We start from the raw sequence: 24,197 nt of genomic DNA, 5'->3' as shown, positions 1-24,197 counted from the left end.
CAGAACTTCCACGCAAGGGATGAACAGCGCATGCAGACCCCGTGGCCCCCACTCCCCACGACGGCCGCCCCGAAGGACATCGAGTGGCGACTGCCGCGTCACGCCCGAAGCGTGGGCAGGGCACGCGCGCTGTTCCGCGAACAGGCAGCGTCCTGGGGGCTCCCTCAGGACGTGACGGACACGGCGGTACTCCTCCTGAGCGAGCTGATGACGAACGCGTACCGCCACGCGAAGGCCCCGGCCGGCCGCGAGATCTGGGCCCGCTGCGTGGTCACGGAGGACCGCCTCCGCGTAACGGTGACGGACGCGAGCGCAACCCTCCCAACCCCGGGCACGGCCTCCCCCGACGACGAGTCGGGCCGGGGGCTCACGCTGGTGGCGGCCCTGGCGGGCGGCTGGGGCGCAGCAGGCAGGGAGTGCGGCGTCGGCAAGGAGGTGTGGTTCGAACTCGACATCGGTCCGGGCTGTTAGGCCGGGGACGCGCCGAGGAATCTCAGCACGGCGAGGACGCGTCGATGGTCGGCGTCGGCGGTGGGCAGGTCGAGTTTGGCGAAGATGTTGTTGATGTGTTTGGCGACCGCGCTGTCGCTGACCACCAGGGCCTCGGCGATCCCGGCGTTGGAGCGTCCCTCGGCCATCAGCGCCAGCACCTCCCGTTCACGCGGTGTCAGCCGCTCCAACGGGTCGCTGTGGCGGCGCAGCAGCAACTGGGCGACGACCTCGGGGTCCAGCGCCGTGCCACCGTCAGCGACCCGCCGCACGGCGGTGATGAACTCCTCCACGTCGGCGACTCGTTGCTTGAGCAGGTAGCCGACCCCGCTGGTGTTGGCGGTCAGCAGATCGGCCGCGTACCGCTCCTCCACGTACTGCGAGAGCAGGACCACCGCCGTCCCGGGCCATTGGCGGCGGATCACCAGCGCGGCACGCACTCCCTCGTCGGTGAAGCCCGGTGGCATCCGGACGTCGACCAGGGCGAGTTCGGGCCGGTGCTGCTCGACCGCGGTCAACAGCGCGTCCGCGTCATCCACGTCGGCTGCGATCTCGAATCCGGCCATCTCGAGCACCTTGACGAGCCCGACGCGCAGCAGCACCGAGTCCTCGGCGATCACGGCTCGCACGGCAGCTCCACGGCGATGGTGGTCGGGCCCCCGGCGGGGCTGCTGATGCGGAACGATCCGTCGACGGAGCCGACGCGTTTGGCCAGTCCGCTCAGCCCGCTGCCGGCGGAGGCGTCGGCACCGCCGATCCCGTCGTCGGTGACGTTCACGCGCAGCACCTTCCTGATCCGTTCGACGGTCACCTCCGCACGCGTGGCGCGGGCGTGCTTGGTGACGTTGGTCAGCGCCTCGGAGACCACGAAGTAGGCGATCGACTCCACGGTGGGCGCTGCGCGCTCCTCGATGTCGACTCGTAGGCGTACCGGCAACGGTATCCGGGCAGCCAGGCCGGAGAGCGCCGCGTCCAGCCCGCGGTCTTCGAGGACCGCGGGATGCAACCCGCGGACGAGTTCGTTGAGTTCGGCGATGGCCTCCTTCGCCTCCCGGTGCGCCTCGTCGATCACGGTGCGGGCATCGTCCGGCAGGTCGGTGAGGGTGGCCTTGGCCAGGCCGAGATTGACCGCGAGGGAGACCAGGCGCTGCTGGGTGCCGTCGTGGAGATCGCGTTCGATGCGGCGGCGCTCGGTGTCGACGGCTTCGATCAGATCCGTGCGGCTTTCAGCCAGGCGTTCGACACGCTGCTGAAGCCGCTGGTTCCGGCTGGGCCCCAGCAGCGCGAGCGCGAGTCGGGCCTCGGCCCGGGCCGTCGCACCGGCCAGCCAGGGCGCGCCGCACAGCAGCACGACGCCACCGACGGTGCAGTACAAACCGAACCACATCAGAGGTACTTGCCCTACTTGCTTCGGCAGCACCCAGCTCCACCCGTACACGGTGGTGCCAGCCACGCCTACGGCCCACGCCGCAAGCGCCAGCAGCTCGAGTACCGCCAGCAACGGCCCGAGCAGGAGGTGGTATCCGGCCTGCCGCCAGGTCTGGGTCGACGACAGCCACCGCAGGGCACGCTTCGGCCACCATCGTTCCGGCGTCGGCGTCAGCCGGGGGACGTCCACACCGAGTAACGCTCGATAACGGTGTCGTTGAACAACGGTGAGCGTCGGGACGCCGACGAGGAACAGCGCGAACGGCATCGGGACCACGGCCCACGCGTTCGCCTCCACGACGGCGGTCACGCCCCAGGACCACAGCGGCACCAGGGCAAGGTGCAGCGGAATCCCGACTGCCACGAAACCGGTGTCCCGCCGCGCTCGAAGAGAGGCGCGTCGCAGCGTCCGGGAAATCCTCATGGCTCGACGGTAAAGCGCCAGGTTATGGACATGCCATGCACCGTGCTACCGGATCGATGGTGAAGCTGGTGCCACCCCCAAGTCGGACCTTCGCGTTACCGACTCGGGCGCGCACCGCAGGAAGGCTTGTCCATGTAAGGCACGCAGCCGGTATCAGGAGGAGACGCATCCCCATGGCCCTTGTCGATTCGGCAGTCCGCGACGCTGCGGACGCACCGGCCGTCGGCCTCGCGGACGTGCTCTCCTTCCCGCGCACCGCTGGTCCGCGTGAGCAAGGGATGAGCGGCAGGACGCGGTGGTCCGGCATCGCGTTGATCGGGTGCGGCATCGCGATGCTGCCCTGGCTTCTGGTGCTGGCGATCTCGCTGCCCGCCACGACCAGCGTCCCTCACTGGTCGGCCGCATGGGTCGGGCTGGATGCGCTGGAGGCCCTGGGGCTGGCCGCCACCGGGGTACTGCTGCTGCGCCGGGATCCTCGGCGCTCGCTCACCGCGGCGGCGACCGCCGCGCTGCTGGTCGTCGACGCCTGGTTCGACGTCGTCACCGCGGCCCCCGGGGCCGAACTCGCCGCGGCGATCGCGATGGCCGCTGTCGCGGAACTACCGATGGCGGCCCTGTGCGTCGCGCTGGCCGCCGCTCCCTTCCACCCCGGATTCCCCCCGCCCACATCACAGGAGGAGACCACCATGCCCCAGCAACCCCCGGCGCCGGCCGAGCACCCCAAGCGCGCCGAGACCCCGGAAGGCGACAGCGAGAACACCATCATGGACCTGTTCGTCGAACGGCTCGGGGACCGGATCGACGATCATGTCGCCGCGTCGTTCGACGAGTTGTACGCCGAGCGGCTGGCGGAGCCCGGCCCCCTCCAGCGGGCTGCGGCCCGCGACCGCAGGGCCGAGCTCAGAGTCGTACTCGCCTCGCTGGTCCTCGGCACCGTCGCGACGATCTTCACTTCCGGCGGGACCACGGTGCTGGTCTCCTGGGCTGGGCTGGTGGTCCTCAACCTCGCCTATCTCTTCCGCCCACGCTGACACCCTCTTCTCGGGGCAACGAGACGCTCACACCAGCCGCCGCGCCGTAGCCCAGCGGGTCAGCTCGTGGCGGTTGGACAGCTGGAGTTTGCGCAGGACCGCCGAGACATGGGACTCGACCGTCTTGACGGAGATGAAGAGCTGCTTGGCGATCTCCTTGTAGGCGTAGCCGCGGGCGATGAGGCGGAGTACCTCTCGCTCGCGCTGGGTGAGGCGGTCGAGGTCCTCGTCGACGGGTGGGGCGTCGGTGGAGGCGAAGGCGTCGAGGACGAAGCCGGCCAGTCGCGGGGAGAAGACCGCGTCGCCCTCCTGGACCCGGAAGATGGAGTTGATCAGATCCGTGCCGGTGATCGTCTTGGTGACGTAGCCCCGGGCGCCGCCGCGGATCACGCCGATCACGTCCTCGGCCGCGTCCGAGACGGACAGGGCGAGGAAGCGGACCGGCTGCTCGGCGTCGGCCATCAACGCGGCGCAGCGGCGCAGCACTTCGACCCCGCCGCCGCCGGGGAGGTGGACGTCGAGGAGGACCACCTCGGGCCGGGTCGCGGTGATCACCGTGACCGCCTGGTCGACGTCGGCGGCCTCGCCGACGACCTCGACGCCGGTCTCCTCGGTCCGGCCGATCTCGGCCTGGACGCCCGTACGGAACATACGGTGGTCGTCGACGAGGACCACGCGCACCCGGCGCTCCCCCGCCGCCCCCGCCGTGCCGTTCGCCTCGGTCGCGTCGCTCATGACGTCTTCTCCGCCCTCTCCATCTCCAGCTCGACCTCCGTGCCGCCGTCCGGCACCGCCCGCAGCCGGGCCGTGCCGCCGTTGCGCTCCATGCGGCCGATGATCGATTCTCTGACACCCATGCGGTCGGCGGGTATCGAGTCGAGGTCGAAGCCCGGGCCGCGGTCGCGGACGGACACGAAGACCGTCCTGCCCTCGACTTCGGCGTAGACCTGCACGGCACCGCCCTCGCCACCGTACTTGGCCGCGTTCACCATCGCTTCGCGCGCGGCCTGCATCTGCGGGCCGATCCGTTCGTCGAGCGGACAGTCGCCGACCACGACGACTTCGATGGGGACGCCGTGCTTGTCCTCCACCTCGGCGGCGTTGCGCTTGACCGCCTCGGCGAGGGTGGCCGGTTCGTCGGCCTCGTCCTTGCCGTTGCCCTCGGGCTTGTAGAGCCAGGCGCGCAGGTCGCGCTCCTGGGCGCGGGCCAGGCGGCGCACCTCGCCCGCGTTCTCCGCGTTGCGCTGGATCAGGGTCAGGGTGTGCAGCACGGAGTCGTGGACGTGCGCGGCGACCTCGGCGCGCTCCTGGGCGCGGATGCGCATCAGGCGTTCCTCGGAGAGGTCCTGCGTCATGCGGACGAGGTAGGGACCGGCGAGCAGCGTTATGCCGACGAGGACCGCGAGGGCGGCCTGGAGGACGGAGCCGAGGTGGGCGGCGGAGCCCTGGAGCACGAACATGCCGGAGACGCCGGCGGTGACGAGCAGGACACCGGCGACCGCGCGCAGGAGTGTGAGGGTGCGGCGGCGTCTGCCGACCTCGACCCAACGGGCCCGGCGGGCGTTGTCCGCCTGGCGCCAGACGAGGGCGACACCCCCGCCGACCAGGACGGCGGGGATGAGGTACGCCTTGGCCGCGCTGCCGAGGTTGACGCTGCCCACGAAGACCACGGCCACGGCGACCATGAGGAGCAGGGCGACGATCTGTCCCCGGTCCGGTCTGCGGGCGACGAGTCTGCGCCGGCCGTCCGGCGCGGTCTCCGTACCGACCAGGGACGGGGGCCGCTGGTCGCCGACGCCGCCGACACCGAGCGGGACGAAGAACCAGAACGCCGCGTACAGCAGCGCACCGAGGCCGTCGGCCAGGAACAGGCCCGCGAACACGAGCCGCACCCAGATGACGGGCAGCCCGAGATGCCCGGCGAGGCCCCGCGCCACACCACCGAGCCAGCGGCCGTCGCTGCTGCGGTAGAGCTTGCGCAGGGGCCGCGGGTCGTCGTGGGGCACTGCTGCGGCTTCCGGCATGCCAACGATGGTCACACGGCCGGAGCAGCGGGGCATCAGGGTCCAGCCCCGAGACAGCCCTGATCTTCGGAAATCTGTCCGTCGAACACCTCACGGGCGCCGTCTCAGGGCCGATATCAGGGTTCGTCCAGGGTCGTACCGACTGCCGCCGCGGCGGCCCGCCCGTCACCATGGACGCATGACGCAACACCACCACGCCGCGACGGGTCCGGGACCCGGCCCCGGCCCGAGCCCCAGCCAGGGCGCCGGGCCGACGGATGCCGCGCCCGCCGCGGCCGAGGCGCCCCGCAGGTTCCGGCGCGACCGGCGGGCCAAGTTGATCTCGGGTGTGTGCGCGGGGCTCGGCCGGCACACCGACATGGATCCCGTGATCTTCCGGATCACCCTCGCGGTGCTGGCCGCGTCCGGCGGCATCGGACTCATCTTCTACGGCTTCGCCTGGCTCTTCGTGCCGTACGAGGACGACGAGGAGAACGAGGTCCGCAAGCTGCTGACCGGCCGGGTGGACGGACAGGCGCTGGCCGCCGTGCTGTTCGCCCTGGTCGGGTGCGGGGTCTTCCTGACCATGCTGAAGAACGGCGCGGTGCTCACCTTCGCCGTGGTCCTCTCCCTGCTCCTGGCCGGCGCCGGGTACTGGTCGCGGCGGCGCGACGCCCCCGATCCCGATCCGCTGGCCGCGCAGGCCGTCGCCGACGCCCCCCCGGAGGCCCAGGCCCCACCGGTCGCCGTCGCGTACCCGTCGTGGTGGCGCGACCCGATCGTCAAGGACGGCACGCACGTCGGCGGCACCGGCTATCTGTGGGGCCCCGGTGACGCGCGGGACCGCGATGTCGCGGCGGCGGTCAACATCGCCCGCGGCGACTCCCCGCTCGCCTACGACGACACACGCGCTCGGCACACCCCGCCCGCCAGGCCGCGCGGCCCCCGCTGGATCGGCGGCTGGGTCTTCCTGCTCGCTCTGCTGGCCGGGGGCCTGGGCACCGGCGCGACATGGGAGGAGCATCCGCTCGCCACCAGCCTCCAGACCGGCCTGGCCTGCGCGCTGGTCGTCTTCGGACTCGGTATAGCGGTCAGCGCCTTCCTGGGGCGGACAGGGGCCGGATCGGTGTTCCTGGCGATCGTGACGGCGGCTCTGCTGGTCGGCACGGCGGCATTGCCGAAGAACATCACCACGCACTGGATACGCACGTCGTGGACGCCCGCCACCGCCGGTGACGTGCAGCGCAAGTACGACCTCGGCACGGGCGTCGGCACCCTCGACCTGAGCCGGGTGCGGCCCGGCAAGGGGCAGACGCTGGAGACGGAGGCCGAGGTCGGTGCGGGACAGCTGAAGGTGATCGCGCCGCCGGACGCGACCGTGAAGATGCACATCGACGTCGGTGTGGGCGACATCCGGCTGCCGGGGGACGACAGGAAGGACGTGGACGTGAAGCCGGACAGGCACAAGGACGTGACGCTGTCGCCGAAGACGGGCGGCAAGAACACCGGCACGCTCGACATCGACGTCCAGGTCGGTGTGGGGCAGGTGGAGGTCACCCGTGCTGCGTCATGAGTTCCAGCCGGGGAAGCTGGTCGCCGGTCTCTTCCTCACCGTCGCGGGCGCGATCTACGCCGGTGACGCGGGCGGCGCCTGGGACGCCCCGTGGTTCGCGGGCATACCCGTCGTCGTGGGCGGCCTGTGCCTGGCGGGCGCGGTGGGCACGCTGACCGGGAGCATACGCAGACGGCGCGCCCGGGGAGCCGCGAAGGCGGCCGAAGCCGCCGGGGCCGACATGCTCGGCTAGACCACGGCTAGACCAGGTCTCCGGTGTTCTGCCGTCGCCTCGCTCGCAGGGCCGCGTCCAGGGAGAGGTACGGTGCGCCGGCGAGGACGAGGGGCAGCCAGGCCATCAGGTAGGCGAGGTCGTTGCCGTAGTAGTAGGGGCTGGAGGTCCAGCTGATCGTCAGCCACAGGCTGAGCGAGATCAGCGCGCCGCCGAGCGCGGCCAGGCGGGCGAGCAGGCCGATCAGGGTGCCGATGCCGACGGCCAGCTCGCCGAGGGCGATGCCGTAGCCGAAGCCGACGGGGTTCTTCAGGGCCAGGTCGACCAGGGCCGGGATGGCCGCGGAGTCCCGGACCGAGCGCATGGTGTCGCCGATCGAGCCGGCGCCGCCGGACTTCATGAAGGCACTGTCGGTGAGTTTGTTCAGCCCGGCATAGATGAAGGTGACGCCGAGGAAGACGCGCAGCGGAAGGAGCGCGTAATGGCCGGCGGCATCCCGCCAGTCCCGACCACCGCCGCCACGATAGGAACTCCGTGTATCGATACGCATGCCGTGAGTCATCGCTCTAGCCGCCTCTCGCCCGCCGTGCCGGGGACCCTCAACAAGACGATACGTACGGCAACTCGGCCCCGTTCAACCCCACCCCGTACAATTTTCCGAATTCCTGCGGAGTGTCTGATGAGCCGGATGGGTCAGATGTGTACCGGTATTCGCGTCACTCGGTCACCTCGACCACGCACCGGTTGGTGGCCACACCGGCCGCCGTCACCACCTGGATCTCCACCGATCCGGGCTCGACCTCGACCGGTACGGGGACGGTCAGCACGGTGTCCGTGGGGTTGCTGAAGCCGCCGGTGACCGGGATCAGGGGGACGTGGACGTTGACCGCGCCGATGCGGACGACCATGCGGGAGAGGCGGTCGGCGGTCTGGGCGCCGGGCGGGACGAAGCCGGTGCCGCGGATCTCGATGTCGTCGCCGGTGCGGATCGGCCCGTCCAGGTCGCCCGCCTCGCGGGCGCGGACCACGGAGTGGATCACCGGACGGCCGCCCTCCGCGTACTTGCCGGCCAGGTAGGTGGCCGCCGACACCAGCACCACCACCGCCAGCCCCCAGGGCAGGTCGGGCAGCTGGTCGGGGCGGCGGGCGAGCCGGACGGCGGCGAACAGCAGGGCGACGGCGCTGATCACGACGTACTGGATGTCGGCGAAGGTGCCCCGCCCGGCGTCGTCGGTGAGCAGGTCGGCCGCCCTCGGCCGGTGCGCGCGCACCTTCTGGAGCCGCTGCCCCGTGACCCGCGTCCCGACCACCCGCCGGACCAGCATCGCGATCCCGCAGACCACGGCGAGCACGGTCACCACGCCCGCCCCGCGCGCGAGGTCGAGGCCGGAGATCAGCGCGTCGCGTTCGGCGTGCCCGGAGGCGACGGCCAGCCGGCCGGCCAGAACCAGTACCGCGTAGGCGACGAACAGCACCCAGGCCGCGGCCACGGTACGGGAGGTGGACATCCGGTTGTCCTCGCCGACGACGGGGGCCAGCGCCCCGCCGCGCGCCCGGTGGAACCAGGACGCGGCGGTCAGCGCCCCGCCCGTCACCAGCGCGGCGAGCAGCCCGGCGGTGCGGGCACTCGTCCAGCCCGTGCCGGTCGCGGTCAGCGACTGGGTCAGCAGCAGCGCGAAGACGGCCGCCCACACCGCGCACGCGGTACGCACCCACAGCCGGGCCAGCCAGGACTCGCCCTCCACCCGGCCGCGCTCGGCGACCACCTCGGCGGACTGCGTCAACTCCTCGGAGACCCACTGCCGGGACGCCGACGCGGAGTGGGCCACCGCCACCGGCAGGCCCTGCCCGGCCGCGAACTCGTCCCGTTTCAGCAGGAATTCCGCGACCGCCCGCCGGTGCCCCTCACGCGCCCCGACCGGACAGTCCCCGCAGGCGCAGCCGCCCGCGTGAACGCCCGCGTCCGCGCCCTGTCTCGCCTCCTGCACCGCCACGCCCGATGCCCGCCTTCCCCACGACCCCACGACACACGACCCCACGACCCCTGCGACGACGCATTGTGCCCTACACCACGCCCTCCCTGTCCGGCAGGTGGTCACCGCGGGTGAAGCGGGTCCCGCACTGTTGACCCGGCTGCGAGAATTCCGATATGGCCGAGATCATCCAGCGCGACGGGACCTGGGCCTTCGACGGCAGCACGGTCCGGATCACGCCGGGACTCCACCGTTCCGTGCCGCTGTTCCGCCAGACCTACGGGGAGATCACGGTTCCCCTGGAAGCCGTCTCGGGCGTCGTCTACGTGCCCGAGCGCAAACGCGGCCGGCTGCGCATGCGGCTGCGCGAGGGCGCCGACCCGCTGCTGCACGCGACGGGCGGGCGGCTGCCGGACGCGGCGGACCCCTACCGGCTGACCGTGGACGCGGACCGCTCCGGGGTGGCGGAGTACGTGGCCGAGGAGATCCGGCACGCCCTGCTGCTGGACCAGGTCCCCAAGGAACCCACCAAGGCCTATCTGCTGGCGGGGCCGCCGGTGCCGGTGTCGGTGCGGTCCTCCGACGGCACGGTCTCCTTCGACGGCGGCCAGGTCCGTATCGACTGGGCGGACACCTCCGACCGGGTCAAGCGGGCCACCGGGCCGCGGATCATCGGCATCGGCGACCTGGCCCAGGTCGAGTGGCTGCCGAACTCGGGGTACGAGGACGGCTTCCTGCGGTTCGTCACCCGGGAGACGGTGTACTCCAAGCTGCCGCCGGAGCGGGACCCCTACACCCTCGACCTGTGGGGCAACGTCCGGCGTGACCTGCTCACCGCCCTGGTCGCGGCCGCCGTCACCGCGCGCCTGCCGCACCCCTCCACCCGTGGCGGCGGTGAGCACACCGACGGGTGGCCGCGGGCGGGGGCGACCGTACCGGCGCCGGCCGACCGGCACGACGTACTGCTGCGCCGGCTCAGGGAGTTGGGTGAGCTGCACCGGGACGGGGTGCTGACGGACGAGGAGTTCGCGATGACCAAGGCGGCGGTGCTGCGGGACTTCAGCTGAGCAGGTCGGGTTCGCTGCGGCTGATGTCCTGCCACAGCGGCTGGTAGTTGATCCAGCCGACCAGGTCGCCGCCGAGCTGCTCACGGGTGGCCACCGCCAGCTTGTGGTCGATGAGCAGCGGTCGGCCCGCCGCCTTCGCCATCAGCTGCACCTGACAGGACCGCTCCATGGACAGGAACCACCAGGCCGCCGCGTCCACCGAGTCGCCGACGGTCAGCAGCCCGTGGTTGCGCAGCACCAGCGCCTTGTGGCTGGCGAGCGCGGACGCGATCCGGCGGCCCTCCTCGGCGTCCACGGCGACGCCCGTGTAGGAGTTGTACAGGGCGTGGTCCTCGTAGAAGGCACAGCTCTCCTGGGTGATCGGGTCGAGCAGGTCGCCGAGCGTGGACAGGGCCCGGCCGTGCACCGAGTGGCAGTGGGCGACGGCGACGACGTCCGGGCGGGCGGCGTGCACCTGGGCGTGCACGGTGAACGCGGCCTGGTTGACGTGGTAGCGGCCCTCGATCACCTGACCGTCCTGGTTGGCCATGACCAGGTCGCTGACGGTGACGTGCTTGAACGGGATCCCGAACGGGTTGACCCAGAAGCAGTTGCTGTACTCGGGGTCGCGGGCGGTGATGTGCCCGGACACCCCGTCCTCGAAGCCTGACCGCCCGAAGATCCGCAGGGCGCCCGCGAGCCTTTCCTTCCGGTGCCGGCGTTCGTCGTCGACCGAGTCGAACATCGGCGGCATGGAGAACCGCAGCTGGTCGGTGGGCAGCGGTGGGGGCGGGGTGGGCCCGTGCAGGGGGCCTGCGGCACTGGGATTGCTCACGGGCCGGAAGTTACCCCCGGTCAGCGCAAAAGGGCAGCGCTGTTCTGTAAAGATGACGCACAGGCTCGAATCCCGACAGAAGACGTCTGGTATCGGCGGAACACTGGCCCGTATGACCTGGGAATCCTTCAGCACCGCCGCGCCCGAGTTCGCCGGGACGGTCCAGGAGTGCTTCGGCGCGCACCGCCATCATGTCCTCGCCACCCTGCGCAAGGACGGCTCCCCCCGCACCTCCGGCCTGGAGGTCCGCTTCCTGGGCGGGGAGCTGTGGCTGGGCATGATGCCGGACTCGCTCAAGGCCCTCGACCTGCGCCGCGACCCGCGTTTCGCGCTCCAGTCGAACCCGGGGCCGGGTACGGACCCGGGTACGGGCGACGTACGGATCAGCGGGCGGGCGATCGAGGTGGAGGCCGGCGCGGCGAAGGACGCGTACGTGAAAGAGGCGGAACCGCCGCAGCCGTTCCACCTCTTCCGCACCGAGCTGACGGAGGTCGTACGGACCTACGTCGAGGACGACACGTATCTGGTCGTCCAGGTCTGGAAGCCCGGTGAGCCCCCGCGCCGCATCAGGCGCAGGTGACCACGCAGGTGACCACGCAGGTGATCACTCCCACTCGATGGTGCCCGGCGGCTTGGAGGTCACGTCGAGGACGACGCGGTTGACGTCGCGGACCTCGTTGGTGATCCGGGTGGAGATGCGGGCGAGCACGTCGTACGGCAGTCGCGACCAGTCGGCCGTCATGGCGTCCTCGGAGGAGACCGGGCGCAGCACGATCGGGTGACCGTAGGTGCGGCCGTCGCCCTGGACACCGACGCTGCGCACGTCCGCGAGCAGGACCACCGGGCACTGCCAGATGTCCCGGTCGAGGCCGGCCGCCGTCAGCTCCTCGCGGGCGATGGCGTCGGCCTCGCGCAGCAGGTCCAGGCGTTCCTTGGTGACCTCGCCGACGATGCGGATGCCGAGGCCGGGGCCGGGGAACGGCTGGCGCTGGACGATCTCCTCGGGCAGGCCGAGCTCCTGGCCGACCATCCGGACCTCGTCCTTGAACAGCTTGCGGAGCGGCTCGATGAGCTTGAACTCCAGGTCCTCGGGGAGGCCGCCGACGTTGTGGTGCGACTTGATGTTGGCGGTGCCGGTGCCGCCGCCGGACTCGACCACGTCGGGGTAGAGGGTGCCCTGGACGAGGAACTCGACCGCCGGGCCCTCGTCCGCGATGATCTCGGCCTGGGCCTGCTCGAAGACGCGGATGAACTCGCGCCCGATGATCTTCCGCTTCTCCTCGGGGTCGGAGACACCCTTGAGCGCGGTGAGGAAGCGCTCCTCGGCGTCGACGACCTTCAGCTGGACGCCGGTGGCCGCGACGAAGTCCTTCTCGACCTGCTCGGTCTCGCCCTTGCGCATCAGGCCGTGGTCGACGTAGACGCAGGTCAGCTGGGAGCCGATGGCCTTCTGGACGAGGGCGGCGGCCACGGCGGAGTCGACACCGCCGGACAGGCCGCAGATGGCCCGCTTGTCGCCGACCTGCTCGCGGATCGCGGCGACCTGCTCCTCGATCACGTTGCCGGTGGTCCAGTCCGGCTTGAGGCCCGCGCCCCGGTACAGGAAGTGCTCCAGCACCTGCTGGCCGTGCGTGGAGTGCATGACCTCGGGGTGGTACTGGACGCCGTACAGCTTCTTCTCGTCGTCCTCGAAGGCGGCGACCGGGACGACGTCGGTGGAGGCCGTGACGGTGAAGCCCTCGGGGGCGGCGGAGCAGGCGTCGCCGTGCGACATCCAGACCGCCTGCTCGGCCGGGGTGCCCTCGAAGAGGGTCGAGGACGACTTCGACACGTGCAGGTCCGTACGGCCGTACTCGCGGGCGCCGGTGTTGTCGACCGTGCCACCGAGGGTCTGCGCCATCAGCTGGAAGCCGTAGCACATGCCGAAGAGGGGGACGCCGGCCTCGAAGAGCTCGCGGTCGAGGCGGGGGGCGCCCTCCTCGTACACGGACGAGGGGCCGCCGGAGAGGATGATCGCCGCGGGGTTCTTGGCGAGCATCTCCTGGACCGGCATGGTGCTCGGCACGATCTCGCTGTAGACCCGCGCCTCGCGGACGCGACGGGCGATGAGCTGGGCGTACTGCGCACCGAAGTCGACGACCAGGACGGTGTCGGGAGCGGCTGCGGGGTTCGCTGATGACACGGGGTGCCTTCCGGCGGTTGGGCGAGGGCTGTACTTCCCGAGTCTACCGGGGTGGCCGTGGACGCCCTCACCGTCTCCGACCGCCGGACGGGCCGGACGGTGCCGGACCCGTGTCATACTGGCCACATGCTCGCGCACACGACCTTCCTCTTTACCTATGGCACCCGGCCCGCCGGCTGCCATGGTCGTGCTGCTTGAGCGAACCGCCAAGCGACTTCCCAGGCGCCCCGGGCCGACAAGGCCCGGGGCGCCTGTCGTTTCCCGGGCACTGCCGCTCCGGGGCACCCCACCCGTACACCTCCGTGAGGAGCCCCGACATGACGACCACCGCCACCACCACAGCGGAACAGACCACCGCAGCGGAACAGACCACCGGCGCGGACCGGACGATCGCGGACGCCCGGGAACGCATCGACGCGCTAGACGACCGGATCATCGGCCTCATCCAGGAGCGGATGGCCGTGTCCGCCGTCGTGCAGCAGACCCGTATCGCCTCCGGCGGGCGGCGCGTGCACCTGTCCCGGGAGATGGAGATCCTCGGCCGTTACAGGGACGCCCTGGGCAAGCCCGGCACCTCCCTCGCCATGACCCTCCTCGAACTGTCCCGGGGTCGCATCTGAGTTCGCCCCGCCTCTCACCCGTACGGCGCGTGACGCCCGGTCGGCCGCTTCGTTGGTCCGGGTGTCCGTGCCAGCCAGGGGCGGCCCCGGTAAGAACCACGCGTGGCTCGCCGGAGCGATGAGGCGTACGGATCGTGCCGTTCGCCGTGGGACCTCGCTCCGGCAAAGTGACCGGACGGCAGGGGACAGCAGACCGGTCACCCAAGAGAACGGCCGGCTCCGGGGACGCCCGGGGCCGGCCGCCGGAACACCCAGAGCACCGGCGCCGCCCTGACGCCGGTGCCGACGGAAGAAGGGCCCCGCGGATCCGTCCCGCGGGGCCCTTCGTCATGCCGTTCCCACGACGGCCCCACAGTTGTGACTCCTGGAGTCGTGCGACTCCCGTGATTCCTGTGACTCAGGCCACATAAAAATTCTGTGAGCAGCGGTGCAACCCTTCACAGACCTCGTGGATCAAACACCACAGCAAAACCAAGGGTCACCCGCGCCCCACACGCGGAGCCACCCTCCGCCAACCGTGCTGCCACCACAGCACCCGGGACTCCCGAGGTCTTCATGAAGCTTCGCCGTGCCATGGCCGCAGCGGCCGCGACGGCTGCCATAGCCCCCCTCGCGCTGCTGTCCGCGCCTGCCGCGTTCGCGGAGGACTCGACGCCGACCCCCACCGACACGGTGACGGCGACCGGCTCTCCCACCGAGACGCCGACGACGGAGACGCCGACCACCCCCACGACGCCGACGGCGCCCACGAGCGAGACCGGCACGCCCACCGGCACCACCGTGCCCACCGACACCACCAGCGCGACGGGCACCCCGACCCAGTCGGTCACGGCCACGCCCACCACGGCCGAGCCCACCACGGCCGAGCCGAGCGAGGACCCGGACCCCGACGTGCCGTACTGCGAGGACCTCGACGAGGACTTCGGCGACGCCAAGGTGTCCGCCGACATCAAGGGCCTGCCGGGCAAGATCGTCGCGGGCGACGGCTTCCACAGCTTCAAGCTGGTCGTCACCAACGAGTCGAAGACCACCGTCGACGGCGTCGCCTTCTACGCCGAGGTGGAGAACTACGAGCTCGACGAGTCCAAGTACCTGAGCCCGTACGTCGACCTGGAGTTCAAGAACCCCGAGGACGGCACCTGGGACCGCATCGGCACCGACGACTGGGCCGGCGACTACTTCTTCTACGTGGAGAGCCTGAAGTCGGGCGCCAGCAAGTCGCTCGACCTGCGCGTCAGCATCGACGCCAAGGCCCCGGCCGGTGACGCCTACTCCTTCGGCTCCGGCGCCTACCTCGACAACGTCGAGGGCCAGGACTGCATCGCCGAGGGCTGGGCGCAGTACGACTTCGAGGTGCTGAAGGCCGGCGCCTCCAACCCCGAGCCCGGTGACGCCACCCCGAGCGACAAGGGCAGCAAGGACCCGGTGAAGAAGCCGCAGGGCAACGTCTCCGACCTGCCGACCGGCAACCTCGCCGAGACCGGCTCCAGCTCCGCCCTGCCCGTCATCGGCCTGGTCGGCGGTATCGCCGTCGTCGCCGGTGCCGGTGCGGTGTACACGGTGCGTCGGCGCAAGGCCCAGGCCGGCGCGTAAGCGAGTACCTGGGTAACACGCCGCAAGGCAAAAGAAGGACCTGCGCTCGGAGGGGGGCGCAGGTCCTTCTTTTACTTCTTCTACGTCTCCCTCTTCTTCTACTTCTCCCGCCTTCTTCTACTTCTTCGGCGGCACCGCCGGTATCCCCAGGAACGGCAGCCGCAGGGCGCCGAACGCGTCGGCCGGGACCACCGGGTTCACCGGCTCCACCGGCTTCAGCCGCTCGTACGGCCGGCCCTGGGCCGGACGCGGGTCCGCCTCGCCCTTGTTGGGCCAGTACGACATCGCCCGCTCGGCCTGCGCGGTGATGGTCAGCGAGGGGTTCACGCCCAGGTTCGCGGAGACCGCCGCGCCGTCGACGACCGAGATGCCGGGGTGGCCGTACAGCCGGTGGTACGGGTCGATCACGCCCGTCTCGCGGGAGTCGCCGATCGGGCAGCCGCCGAGGAAGTGGGCGGTGAGCGGGGTGCCCATCAGCTCGCCGACGTTGCTGCCCGCGAAGCCGTTGATCTCGGCGGCGAGCGCGGAGGCGGCCTCGGAAGCGGCCCTGATCTGCTTGGGGTTGGGCGCGCCGTGGCCCTGGCGTGCGGTCAGCAGGCCCTTGCCGACGCCGTCCGGCTTCAGGTACGTCGTCAGTGAGTTGTCCAGCGACTGCATCACCAGGCCGATGATGGTCCGCTCCGACCAACGGCGGTTGGAGAGCGAGCGGGCGACCAGCAGCGGGTGCCGGGCCGCGTTCGTCAGCCAGGCCAGGACACGGGAGGAGCCCTCCGCGTAGGGCACCTGGAGGATGGACAGGCCGCCCATCGCGTTGGAGCCCTTGCCGTAGCGGACCGGCTCGATGTGCGTGTTCTCGTCCGGGTGGACGGAGGACGTGATCGCCACGCCCCGCGTGAAGTCGGCCCTGGGCGTGCCGTGCGCCTTGCGGTAGCGCCGGTTGTCCGTCTGGGCGCCCACCAGGGCCTCGGAGTTGGTGCGGGTCAGCTCACCCAGCCGGCCGGAGAGGTGGGGCAGCTGGCCGTGGGCCTTCATGCGGTGCAGCAGCGTCTGCGTGCCGTAGGTGCCGGCTGCGAGGACGACCCGGCGGGCCGTGAAGGTGCGGCCCTTGCCCTTCTTCTTCTGGTCCGTCGGCAGGGTGGCGACCGCGTACCCGCCGCGCGAGTCGTCGGTGACGGACATGACGGTCGTCATGGGGTGCACGACCGCGCCCGCCTTCTCGGCGAGGTGGAGGTAGTTCTCGTTGAGGGTGTTCTTGGCGCCGTGCCGGCAGCCCGTCATGCACTCGCCGCACTCGGTGCAGGCTTTGCGGTCCGGACCCGCTCCGCCGAAGTAGGGGTCGGCGACCGGCTCCCCCGGCTTGGCCTTCGCCGTCCCGTCGGCGTCCTCGCCGTCCCCGAAGAACACCCCGACCGGCGCCAGGTGGAAGGTGTCGCCGACGCCCATCCGCTGCGCCGCCGCCTTCAGGTGCACGTCGGAGGGGGTCATCGTCGGGTTGAGCCGCACGCCGAGCATGCGCCGCGCCTGGTCGTAGTACGGCTTCAGCTCCTCCTGCCAGTCGGTGATGTCCCGCCACTGGGGGTCGTCGAAGAAGGCTTTCGGCGGTACGTAGAGGGTGTTGGCGTAGTTGAGGGAGCCGCCGCCGACGCCCGCGCCCGCCAGGACCATGACGTTGCCCAGCAGGTGGATGCGCTGGATGCCGTACATGCCGAGCTTGGGGGCCCAGAGGTAGTTCTTCAGGTCCCAGGAGTTCTTGGGGAGGGACTCCCGGGTGAAGCGGCGTCCTGCCTCCAGGACGCCGACGCGATAGCCCTTCTCGGTGAGGCGGAGGGCGGTCACGGACCCGCCGAATCCCGACCCGACCACGATGACGTCGTAGTCGTACGCGGCGTCGTCCCGCGTGCGGACAGAGTTCTCCTGTGACACGTGCTCTCCTCGTCGAGAACGGGTGCTGTCTGGCGGGCTGGTTGGCGGGGTGGTTGGCGGGTTGGCTAGCGGAAGCGGAACGCCTTCATCAGCTTCAGGCTGGTGCTCATGAACGCCGCGTACTTCTCGTCGTCCATGCCCAGCGACGGCGCCATCGGCAGCAGCCGCTGCTGGGCGATCGTCTGGGCCTCGGTGTACTTGAGGATGCCCTCGGAGCCGTGGCGGCGGCCGAGGCCGGAGTCCTTCATGCCGCCCATCGGGGACTGGACGCTGCCGTAGGCGGGGGCGTAGCCCTCGTTGACGTTGACGGTGCCGGTGCGCAGCCGGGCGGCGATCTCGCGGCCGCGGCGGCCGTCCTTCGTCCAGACCGAGGAGTTCAGTCCGTACGGTGTGGAGTTGGCGAGTTCCACCGCCTCGTCCTCGGTCCTGAAGCGGTAGATGGACACGACGGGGCCGAAGGTCTCCTCCGTGCACACCGACATCGGCTCGGTCACGCCGTCGAGGATGGTCGGCTCGTAGAAGTACGGGCCGATGTCCGGGCGGGCGACCCCGCCGGCGACCACGGTGACGCCCTTGGCGACGGCGTCCTCCACGTGCCGGGTGACGGCCTTCAGTTGCCGGTCGCCGACCAGCGAGCCCATGTCGGCGCCGTAGGCGAGGGACTTGCCCAGCCGCATGGCCTTGGTGCGGGCGGCGAAGCGCTCCAGGAAGGCGTCGGCGACCGACTCGTGGACGTACAGCCGCTCGATGGAGATGCACAGCTGCCCGGCGGAGGAGAAGCAGGCGCGGACGGCGCCCGCGGCGGCCTTGTCCAGGTCGGCGTCCTGAAGGACCAGCATGGCGTTCTTGCCGCCGAGTTCGAGGGAGACGCCGACCAGGCGGGCGGCGGCGCCCTGGGCGACCTCGCGGCCGGTGCGGGTGGAGCCGGTGAAGGAGACGTAGTCGGCGTGCTTGACGACCTCCGGGCCGACGACGGGTCCCTCGCCGAGCACGACCTGGAAGACGTCGGCGGGCAGTCCGGCCTCGATGAGCAGGTCGCGGGCCCACAGGGCGGTCAGGCAGGTCTCGGTGTCCGGCTTCATCACCACCGCGTTGCCCGCGACGAACGCGGGGAGCGCGTCGCCGACCGACAGTTCCAGCGGGTAGTTCCAGGGGGCGATCTGGCCGACGACTCCGCGCGGGTGGCGCAGTTCGGTGACCTTCGTGAGGGTCGGTACGGCGCCGGCGTGCCGCTTCGCCCTCAGGTACGCGGGTGCCTTGCGGCCGTAGTGCCGGGCCGCGACGGCGACGGCCTGGACCTCCTCGTGGGCGTGCAGCCGGGCCTTGCCGGTCTCCAGCTGGATGAGGTCGAGGACCTCGGCCTGGCGTTCCAGCACCAGGTCGTGGAAGCGGAGCAGCACGGCGGCGCGCTGCCGTACCGGGGTCCGGGCCCAGACGGCCTGGGCGGCGCGGGCCCGGTCGAAGGCGTCGGCCACGTCCTCGGGGGTGGACTCGGGCAGGTCGGCCAGCTTGTCACCGGTGAAGGGGGTGTGGCTCTCGGTCTTGCCGGAGCCGACCACGCCCTTGGTGAGCTGCGCTATCAGCTCCGGGGTGACCACGTCGGCGGCGGTACGGGCGCCGTCCGGGGCGGGGGCGAGGGGGTTGGTGCCGGTCTTTTCCGGGGCCTGCGAGTCCGTCATGAGGCGCAGGGTATGCCGGAACCACTCCTTTGGGTACCCGTGGGTAACGGGGATTCACCGACCGCTCACACGACGCCAGTGACCACTGGCAGCGAATGCGCTGATCAGGGCGTTGTGGGGGTGGCGGCCAGCGCCGGCCGGGATTTCCCGGCGCCCTCGACGATCGCGCCCAGCACGGCAGCCACCTCCTCGGCCTCCGGCCGCCCGGCCGGTTCCGGCGTCAGCAGACGGGCCACCAGCGAGTGGAGCCCGGCGGTCTCCCCGGCCGGGACCGGCTCGTCCCCGACGGCGGCGCGCAGCAGTGCGCCGAGGGACCACAGGTCGGAAGCCGGGCCCGCGCCGGGCTCCGCCCTCCGTTCGGGTGCGACGAAGTCGGTGTCGGCCGGGGAGCCGGGGTCGTGGACGTGCCCGACGCCGAAGTCGGTGAGGACGACGCGGTCGGTGCCGGATTCGAGGAGGACGTTGGCCGGTTTGACGTCGCGGTGGACGATGCCGATCGCGTGCGCCGCGCGCAGGGCGCCGAGCACCGCGAGACCGATACGGGCGGCCTCGGGGACCGGCAGCGGCCCCCGCCCCAGGAGCGTGTGCAGGGACTCGCCGAGGACGAACTCCATGACGATCCAGGGAAGCCCGTCCTCCAGGACGACGTCGTGGATGCGCACGGCGGCCGGATGGTCGACGCGGGCGGCGGCGCGGGCCTCGCGGTGCAGCCGGTGGGCGGCCCGCGTGTGCTCCTCGTCCTCCGGGTCGCCTGGCGGCAGGGGCCGCTTGACGGCGACGTACCGCCGGGTGGACTCGTCCAGCGCCCGCCATACGGTGCCGGTGCCCGTGCCGCCGGTGCCGATACGCTCGATCAGCCGGTAGCGCCCACCGAGCAGACGCACGTCGGTCGCACGTTCGCCGTCTTCGCTCATGGTCCCATGAGTACCGTGCGCACCGTGCCCTTGTCGACGCGGGTGGGGTCAGGCCGCCCAGCGACCGAGTGAGAACCGGTCGCCCACCCGTCGCACTTCCACGGCACCGGCCCCCGAAAAGTGCGCCGGGATGACCAACTCCTGCTGATCGGCGGCCCGTTCCAGGACCCGCCGCCTGCTCCGGGCGGCCTGCCGCGGGTCGAGGCAGAAGCAGCTGCTGCACTCCGGATGAAGAACCTGCACCGGATTGTGGAGCAAGTCCCCGACGAACACCGCGCGTTCACCGCGCGAGGCGACCCGGAGCACGGAGGAACCGGGGGTGTGGCCCGGGGCGGCCTCCAGGGTGAGGTGCTCGTCGATACGGTGCTCGCGCTCCCATCGTTCGGCCAGCCCCGCCCGGTGCACGGGCGCCACGCTGTCCTCGTACACGAGCCGGTCGTCCACGCGCACGCCCCCGCCGTACCCGCCGTCCGGCCCGAAGTGGGCGTCGTCGGCAGCCGGCAGGAGGTACCGGGCGCCGGGGAAGGTGGGCACCCACTCGCCGCCCGCGTCGCGGGTGTTCCAGCCGACGTGGTCGGCGTGGATGTGGGTGTTGACGACGACGTCGACGTCTTCGGGGAGCACCCCGGCCCGCTCCAGCCGCCCCGGCAGGTCGCCCTCCCGCCGGTGGAAGAGCGGGTTCCCGGGCCGCTCCCGCCCCCTGCCCACCCCCGTGTCCACCAGCACGGTCCGCCCGCCGCTACGCAGTACCCAGGTCTGCATCGCGGCCACCGCCCGGTCGCTGCCGGGCTCCCAGTGGTCGGGTGCGAGTTGTTCCTCGTACTCCTTCCACAGCTCGGGCGCGACGCCGGGGACGAGGTCGGGCGCGGGCACGAAGGGGCCCTGCCATTCGACGATCCGGAGGACCTCGACATCACCGATCACGAATCTCTGCACGCTGTCTTCAGCCATGACTGGGAGGCTAGGGGCGTGGTGTGAGCGTTCCAATGCCCGCAAGACTCAGGCGGATACGCTTACGTCTCATGGATGTGGTGAGCGACGCGATCTCCGTCGTCCGCACCGGGCGGCCGTCCTCCAACAGGCTGCGGGTGAGCGGGCGCTGGTGCGTGCGCTTGTCGGCATACGAGGGGGCGGGCTTCCACGTGGTCCTCGGTGGCGACTGCGTGCTGCTGCCCGACGGGGGCGGCGAACCGGTGGCGCTGGGCACGGGTGACGTGGTGCTGCTGCCGCACGGGGCGGGGCATGTGCTGGCGGACGGTCCGGTGTCGGCGGGGGATGCGCGGCGGGCGGTGCCGTTCGAGGAGGTGACGGAGGCGGACGTGAGGCAGGTCGGCAACGGACCCCAGGTGGAGCTGCTGTGCGGCAAGTACCGCCTGGACCGGGCCCGGGTGCACCCGCTGATGGCGGAACTGCCCGAGGTGGTCCACCTGCGGAACCGGATCGGCGCCCACCCCGAACTCCGCGCCGCGGTGGACCTCCTGGCCCGCGAACTGACCGGCGACCGCCCGGGCGCGACCCTCGCCCTGCCGAGCCTGCTGGACCTCCTCCTGGTCTACATGGTCCGGGCGTGGCTGACCGAGGCGAGCACCGGCGCCTGGTCGGCGGCCCTGTCCGACCCGGTGACCACAGCGGCCCTGCGCGCCCTGCACGCCGCCCCGTCGGCCCCCTGGACCAACGCCCGCCTGGCCACCGAGGCAGGCGTCTCCCGCGCGACCCTGGCCCGCCGCTTCACCTCCCTCGTGGGCCGCCCGCCCATGGCCTACCTCACCTGGTGGCGCCTGACCCTGGCGGCCACCCGCCTCCGCGACACGGACGCCCCCCTCGCCACCGTGGCCCGCGACGCCGGCTACGCCAGCCCGTACGCCCTTTCGCACGCGTTCAGCCGGGAGTTCGGGGTCACTCCGGGGCGGTATCGGCAGGGCGTTCGGGCTGTCTGAAAACCCCTTGAAGAAGGGCCCTGACAGCCACTCACACTTCCAGGTTGCCCCTGCAAGCGGAGATATGGGTCACAGCCGCTCACCAATTGACAGACATACACCAGGACCGGTCAACAAAACCGCAGGCCAACCGCACTTCCACGCGGCCCGTATCCGCCGATCGCACCCGCCAAATCGGCTTGATATGACCGCTTCGCCGACTCCTCACACTGCAACCATCATTAGTGCATGGTAGGTTCACCTACCGTCAAGTCTCCTCCTGACTCGGATAGTGCCTCCAGGAATATCGGAGCCCCTATCAACTGGAGTACGCCCAGTATTCTCTGGAGAACACCAGATGGCCGAGCCCACCATTTCGGTGATTGTCGCCGCGTACAATGCGATGCCTTATCTCACGCGTTGCGTCACCTCTGTCGCCGAGCAGAGCATCGGCCGTGAGAAGCTCGAGGTCATCGTCGTGAACGACGGCTCGACCGACGGGACGGCGGACGAGCTGGAGCGGCTGAGCGGCCTCTACCCGGGGCTGCTGCGCGTCGTCCACCAGGCGAACTCGGGTGGTCCGTCCGCGCCGCGCAACACCGGGCTGGAGCTGGCCCGCGGTACGTTCGTGTACTTCCTGGACGCCGATGACCACCTCGGCCCCGAGGCCCTGGAACGCATGGTCCGCATGGCCGAGGACAACGGCACGGACGTCGTCCTCGGCAAGATGGTCGGCGTCGGTGGACGCGGCGCACCCAAGTCGATGTTCAAGCGCAACCAGCCCCGCACGGACGTCTTCTCCTCCCGGGTCTACTGGACGCTCAACCCGATGAAGCTCTTCCGCCGGGAGCTGCTGGAGCGGCACGCGCTGCGTTTCCCCACCGACCTGGCCATCGGCGAGGACCAGCTCTTCGTCGGCGCGGCATACCTGCACGCCTCCGGCATCTCCGTGGTGGCGGACTACGACTGCCTGTTCTGGGTGCTGCGCGAGGACGAGGGCAACATCACCCGTCGGCTGAAGGGATCGGAACTCCGGCTGCGGTTCCTGCCACGCATGGTCGACCTGATCCTGGACAACGTGCCGCCGGGCCCTGGACGGGACCACCTGGCCCACCGGCACCTGACCGTGGAGGTCCAGCAGATCCTCGCGGACCAGCTCGTCTTCGAGCCCCGGGAGACCCAGGAGAAGATGCTCGACCAACTGGCTGAGACCATCGAGCCGTTGTGGCATGACGGGCTGAACGACCGGCTCTCGGCGATGGCCCGGCTGCGACTGCACCTCGTCCGCGAGCGCATGCTCGACGAACTGCTGGAAGTCGTCGAGTTCGAGAGGGAGAGCGCCCGGAGCAAGGCTGCCACCCCCCTCCTCGTCGAGAACGGCCGCGCCTACGCCCGCTACCCCTTCCTCCGCGACCCCGCCCACCCCGTCCCCGACAGCTGCTACGACGTCACCGCCCAGCTCGGCACCCGACACCTCGTCACCCGCGCGGAGCTGCACGGCACCACGCTCCACCTGGCCGGCCACGGCTACCTCCACCGCGTCGAGACACGCGAGGTCACCTCCGAGCTGGTCCTGCGGGAGCGGGACAGCAAGGCCGAGTACCGGCTGCCCGTCACGCACACCGCGACGCCCGGGCTGGGGGCGGCGGAGGACCGCGGGCGGTTCGCCTACGACCTCGCCGGTTTCGAGGTCGCCGTCGACATCACCACCGCAGCGGACGGCGAGCCGCTCCCCGACGGGCTGTGGGACGTCTCCCTCGCCATCGGCGCCCAGGGTCTGTCCAAAGAGGTCCGCGTCGGCAGCAAGCGGGCCGAGAATGTCTCCAGCAGGGCCAGCACGCACGTGGTCGCCGGTACCGGCGAGGAGCTGCGCGCCGTCACCCTCTACACCACCAAGCCGTACGGCAACTTCACCCTCGACCTCGGCGAGCGCAAGCACGAGGTGCTGCCCCACCTCGGCCTCGACGGCATCCGCTGGGCCGCCGACGCGCCCACCGAGCTGGAGGTCACCGGGCGGTGCACGCTCGCCTCGTACCCGGAGGGGGCCCTGGTGGTCGGACTGACGGGCGGTGAGAGCGGGGGCACCCTCAACGCCCGTCAGATTTCGTGCGCAGGCGATGACTTCGTGGTGCGGGTACCGGTGGCCGCACTGCCGGCCGGTGTGTGGGGCGGCGAGCTTCGGCTCGGGCCTTGGGTGTTGCCGCTTCCCGAGCTGCCCCAGGGCCTCGCTCCGGCCAAGTGGCGCCGGCATGGCCTGCCCTGGTACGCCAAACCCGTGCCCGACGGCGGCGGACGGTTCGCGCTGGAGGTGGCGAGGACCCAACTCGTGAAGGGGATCGCAAGACGGCTCAGGTAGG

General features: G+C 71.3%; 22 protein-coding genes. 10 read left to right on the top strand and 12 right to left on the bottom strand.

Annotated elements, in window-relative coordinates; translation table 11 throughout:
- Positions 1 to 30 precede the first annotated feature (30 nt).
- Positions 31 to 471 (top strand): ATP-binding protein, encoded by a 441-nt coding sequence (locus ACFY01_RS37395; protein WP_390740226.1) that lies wholly within the window; start codon positions 31 to 33, stop codon positions 469 to 471.
- Here ACFY01_RS37395 and ACFY01_RS37390 read toward each other — a convergent pair.
- The gene (locus ACFY01_RS37390) at positions 468 to 1,118 is read right to left on the bottom strand and encodes a response regulator (protein WP_390740225.1); all 651 of its coding nucleotides are present in this window, start codon (positions 1,116 to 1,118) and stop codon (positions 468 to 470) included. The genes ACFY01_RS37395 and ACFY01_RS37390 overlap by 4 nt on opposite strands.
- Positions 1,106 to 2,341, bottom strand: coding sequence for a histidine kinase (locus ACFY01_RS37385; RefSeq protein WP_390740224.1), 1,236 nt, complete (start codon positions 2,339 to 2,341; stop codon positions 1,106 to 1,108). Before ACFY01_RS37385 ends, ACFY01_RS37390 begins: the two co-directional genes overlap by 13 nt.
- A gap of 173 nt (positions 2,342 to 2,514) precedes the next feature.
- Here ACFY01_RS37385 and ACFY01_RS37380 point away from each other — a divergent pair, with 173 nt between their 5' ends.
- Complete coding sequence (locus ACFY01_RS37380; protein ID WP_390740223.1) at positions 2,515 to 3,372, top strand: hypothetical protein; 858 nt, start codon at positions 2,515 to 2,517, stop codon at positions 3,370 to 3,372.
- 27 nt (positions 3,373 to 3,399) lie between these two features.
- On the opposite strand, the gene ACFY01_RS37375 is transcribed toward ACFY01_RS37380, so the two are convergent.
- Entirely contained in the window at positions 3,400 to 4,107 is a 708-nt protein-coding gene (locus ACFY01_RS37375) for a LuxR C-terminal-related transcriptional regulator (protein ID WP_390740222.1), read from the bottom strand.
- Positions 4,104 to 5,396 carry a PspC domain-containing protein gene (locus ACFY01_RS37370; protein ID WP_390740221.1) on the bottom strand — a complete coding sequence of 431 codons (1,293 nt, stop codon included), beginning with the start codon at positions 5,394 to 5,396 and terminating at the stop codon, positions 4,104 to 4,106. Before ACFY01_RS37370 ends, ACFY01_RS37375 begins: the two co-directional genes overlap by 4 nt.
- 178 nt (positions 5,397 to 5,574) lie before the next feature.
- Here ACFY01_RS37370 and ACFY01_RS37365 point away from each other — a divergent pair, with 178 nt between their 5' ends.
- Entirely contained in the window at positions 5,575 to 6,948 is a 1,374-nt protein-coding gene (locus ACFY01_RS37365; RefSeq protein ID WP_390740220.1) for a PspC domain-containing protein, read from the top strand.
- On the top strand, positions 6,935 to 7,180 hold the full coding sequence (locus ACFY01_RS37360; protein WP_390740219.1) for a hypothetical protein: 246 nt from the start codon (positions 6,935 to 6,937) through the stop codon (positions 7,178 to 7,180). Before ACFY01_RS37365 ends, ACFY01_RS37360 begins: the two co-directional genes overlap by 14 nt.
- Positions 7,181 to 7,187: 7 nt before the next feature.
- On the opposite strand, the gene ACFY01_RS37355 is transcribed toward ACFY01_RS37360, so the two are convergent.
- Both ACFY01_RS37355 and ACFY01_RS37350 read right to left on the bottom strand, forming a co-directional pair.
- Positions 7,188 to 7,721, bottom strand: coding sequence for a DoxX family protein (locus tag ACFY01_RS37355; protein WP_390740218.1), 534 nt, complete (start codon positions 7,719 to 7,721; stop codon positions 7,188 to 7,190).
- Between the two features lie 154 nt (positions 7,722 to 7,875).
- Positions 7,876 to 9,153 carry a hypothetical protein gene (locus ACFY01_RS37350; RefSeq protein ID WP_390740217.1) on the bottom strand — a complete coding sequence of 426 codons (1,278 nt, stop codon included), beginning with the start codon at positions 9,151 to 9,153 and terminating at the stop codon, positions 7,876 to 7,878.
- Positions 9,154 to 9,308: 155 nt separating this feature from the next.
- On the opposite strand from ACFY01_RS37350, the gene ACFY01_RS37345 reads away from it, so the two are divergent.
- Entirely contained in the window at positions 9,309 to 10,199 is an 891-nt protein-coding gene (locus ACFY01_RS37345; protein ID WP_390740216.1) for a DUF4429 domain-containing protein, read from the top strand.
- Here the strand turns inward: ACFY01_RS37345 and ACFY01_RS37340 are convergent.
- Complete coding sequence (locus ACFY01_RS37340) at positions 10,192 to 10,986, bottom strand: class II aldolase/adducin family protein (protein WP_390740313.1); 795 nt, start codon at positions 10,984 to 10,986, stop codon at positions 10,192 to 10,194. The genes ACFY01_RS37345 and ACFY01_RS37340 overlap by 8 nt on opposite strands.
- 139 nt (positions 10,987 to 11,125) lie before the next feature.
- Between ACFY01_RS37340 and ACFY01_RS37335 the strand changes: the two genes are divergently transcribed.
- Positions 11,126 to 11,593: a pyridoxamine 5'-phosphate oxidase family protein gene (locus ACFY01_RS37335; protein WP_390740215.1), complete on the top strand. Its 468-nt coding sequence runs from the start codon at positions 11,126 to 11,128 to the stop codon at positions 11,591 to 11,593.
- 24 nt (positions 11,594 to 11,617) lie between these two features.
- Here ACFY01_RS37335 and guaA read toward each other — a convergent pair whose 3' ends face one another.
- A complete protein-coding gene (gene guaA / locus ACFY01_RS37330) occupies positions 11,618 to 13,195 on the bottom strand; it encodes a glutamine-hydrolyzing GMP synthase (protein WP_390740214.1) in 1,578 nt (525 codons plus the stop codon).
- Between the two features lie 317 nt (positions 13,196 to 13,512).
- Between guaA and ACFY01_RS37325 the strand changes: the two genes are divergently transcribed.
- Both ACFY01_RS37325 and ACFY01_RS37320 read left to right on the top strand, forming a co-directional pair.
- Positions 13,513 to 13,815 carry a chorismate mutase gene (locus tag ACFY01_RS37325; protein WP_390740213.1) on the top strand — a complete coding sequence of 101 codons (303 nt, stop codon included), beginning with the start codon at positions 13,513 to 13,515 and terminating at the stop codon, positions 13,813 to 13,815.
- 555 nt (positions 13,816 to 14,370) lie between these two features.
- Positions 14,371 to 15,408, top strand: a complete 1,038-nt coding sequence (locus ACFY01_RS37320) for an LAETG motif-containing sortase-dependent surface protein (RefSeq protein ID WP_390740212.1) — start codon at positions 14,371 to 14,373, stop codon at positions 15,406 to 15,408.
- Positions 15,409 to 15,525: 117 nt separating this feature from the next.
- Here the strand turns inward: ACFY01_RS37320 and ACFY01_RS37315 are convergent, their stop codons facing one another.
- The 4 genes from ACFY01_RS37315 to ACFY01_RS37300 all read right to left on the bottom strand — a co-directional run bounded on the left by ACFY01_RS37315 (position 15,526) and on the right by ACFY01_RS37300 (position 20,875).
- Positions 15,526 to 17,331, bottom strand: a complete 1,806-nt coding sequence (locus ACFY01_RS37315) for a GMC family oxidoreductase N-terminal domain-containing protein (protein ID WP_390740211.1) — start codon at positions 17,329 to 17,331, stop codon at positions 15,526 to 15,528.
- Positions 17,332 to 17,396: 65 nt separating this feature from the next.
- A complete protein-coding gene (locus ACFY01_RS37310) occupies positions 17,397 to 19,010 on the bottom strand; it encodes a succinic semialdehyde dehydrogenase (RefSeq protein ID WP_390740210.1) in 1,614 nt (537 codons plus the stop codon).
- Between the two features lie 104 nt (positions 19,011 to 19,114).
- Positions 19,115 to 19,924, bottom strand: coding sequence for a serine/threonine-protein kinase (locus ACFY01_RS37305; protein WP_390740209.1), 810 nt, complete (start codon positions 19,922 to 19,924; stop codon positions 19,115 to 19,117).
- 48 nt (positions 19,925 to 19,972) lie between these two features.
- Positions 19,973 to 20,875 (bottom strand): MBL fold metallo-hydrolase, encoded by a 903-nt coding sequence (locus ACFY01_RS37300; RefSeq protein ID WP_390740208.1) that lies wholly within the window; start codon positions 20,873 to 20,875, stop codon positions 19,973 to 19,975.
- A 71-nt stretch (positions 20,876 to 20,946) separates the two neighbouring features.
- Here ACFY01_RS37300 and ACFY01_RS37295 point away from each other — a divergent pair, with 71 nt between their 5' ends.
- Together ACFY01_RS37295 and ACFY01_RS37290 are read left to right on the top strand one after the other, a co-directional pair.
- A complete protein-coding gene (locus ACFY01_RS37295) occupies positions 20,947 to 21,861 on the top strand; it encodes an AraC family transcriptional regulator (RefSeq protein WP_390740207.1) in 915 nt (304 codons plus the stop codon).
- A 337-nt stretch (positions 21,862 to 22,198) separates the two neighbouring features.
- Positions 22,199 to 24,196, top strand: coding sequence for a glycosyltransferase family 2 protein (locus ACFY01_RS37290; RefSeq protein WP_390740206.1), 1,998 nt, complete (start codon positions 22,199 to 22,201; stop codon positions 24,194 to 24,196).
- The last annotated feature ends 1 nt before the right edge of the window (position 24,197 follow it).

The organism is Streptomyces sp. NPDC001480, from assembly GCF_042894725.1.
Taxonomy (GTDB): domain Bacteria; phylum Actinomycetota; class Actinomycetes; order Streptomycetales; family Streptomycetaceae; genus Streptomyces.
The sequence above is the reverse complement of the archived record's forward strand: the minus strand, read 5'-3'. Positions and strand labels throughout refer to the sequence as shown.

Excerpts from the sequence above, each read along its gene's own strand:
- ACFY01_RS37345 (WP_390740216.1), top strand. The coding sequence starts at position 9,309 with ATGGCCGAGATCATCCAGCGCGACGGGACCTGGGCCTTCGACGGCAGC.
- ACFY01_RS37295 (WP_390740207.1), top strand. The coding sequence starts at position 20,947 with ATGGATGTGGTGAGCGACGCGATCTCCGTCGTCCGCACCGGGCGGCCG.
- ACFY01_RS37375 (WP_390740222.1), bottom strand. The coding sequence starts at position 4,107 with ATGAGCGACGCGACCGAGGCGAACGGCACGGCGGGGGCGGCGGGGGAG.
- ACFY01_RS37385 (WP_390740224.1), bottom strand. The coding sequence starts at position 2,341 with ATGAGGATTTCCCGGACGCTGCGACGCGCCTCTCTTCGAGCGCGGCGG.
- ACFY01_RS37290 (WP_390740206.1), top strand. The coding sequence starts at position 22,199 with ATGGCCGAGCCCACCATTTCGGTGATTGTCGCCGCGTACAATGCGATG.
- ACFY01_RS37325 (WP_390740213.1), top strand. The coding sequence starts at position 13,513 with ATGACGACCACCGCCACCACCACAGCGGAACAGACCACCGCAGCGGAA.
- ACFY01_RS37310 (WP_390740210.1), bottom strand. The coding sequence starts at position 19,010 with ATGACGGACTCGCAGGCCCCGGAAAAGACCGGCACCAACCCCCTCGCC.
- ACFY01_RS37380 (WP_390740223.1), top strand. The coding sequence starts at position 2,515 with ATGGCCCTTGTCGATTCGGCAGTCCGCGACGCTGCGGACGCACCGGCC.
- ACFY01_RS37370 (WP_390740221.1), bottom strand. The coding sequence starts at position 5,396 with ATGCCGGAAGCCGCAGCAGTGCCCCACGACGACCCGCGGCCCCTGCGC.
- ACFY01_RS37320 (WP_390740212.1), top strand. The coding sequence starts at position 14,371 with ATGAAGCTTCGCCGTGCCATGGCCGCAGCGGCCGCGACGGCTGCCATA.
- ACFY01_RS37300 (WP_390740208.1), bottom strand. The coding sequence starts at position 20,875 with ATGGCTGAAGACAGCGTGCAGAGATTCGTGATCGGTGATGTCGAGGTC.
- ACFY01_RS37395 (WP_390740226.1), top strand. The coding sequence starts at position 31 with ATGCAGACCCCGTGGCCCCCACTCCCCACGACGGCCGCCCCGAAGGAC.
- ACFY01_RS37365 (WP_390740220.1), top strand. The coding sequence starts at position 5,575 with ATGACGCAACACCACCACGCCGCGACGGGTCCGGGACCCGGCCCCGGC.
- ACFY01_RS37355 (WP_390740218.1), bottom strand. The coding sequence starts at position 7,721 with ATGACTCACGGCATGCGTATCGATACACGGAGTTCCTATCGTGGCGGC.
- ACFY01_RS37335 (WP_390740215.1), top strand. The coding sequence starts at position 11,126 with ATGACCTGGGAATCCTTCAGCACCGCCGCGCCCGAGTTCGCCGGGACG.
- ACFY01_RS37305 (WP_390740209.1), bottom strand. The coding sequence starts at position 19,924 with ATGAGCGAAGACGGCGAACGTGCGACCGACGTGCGTCTGCTCGGTGGG.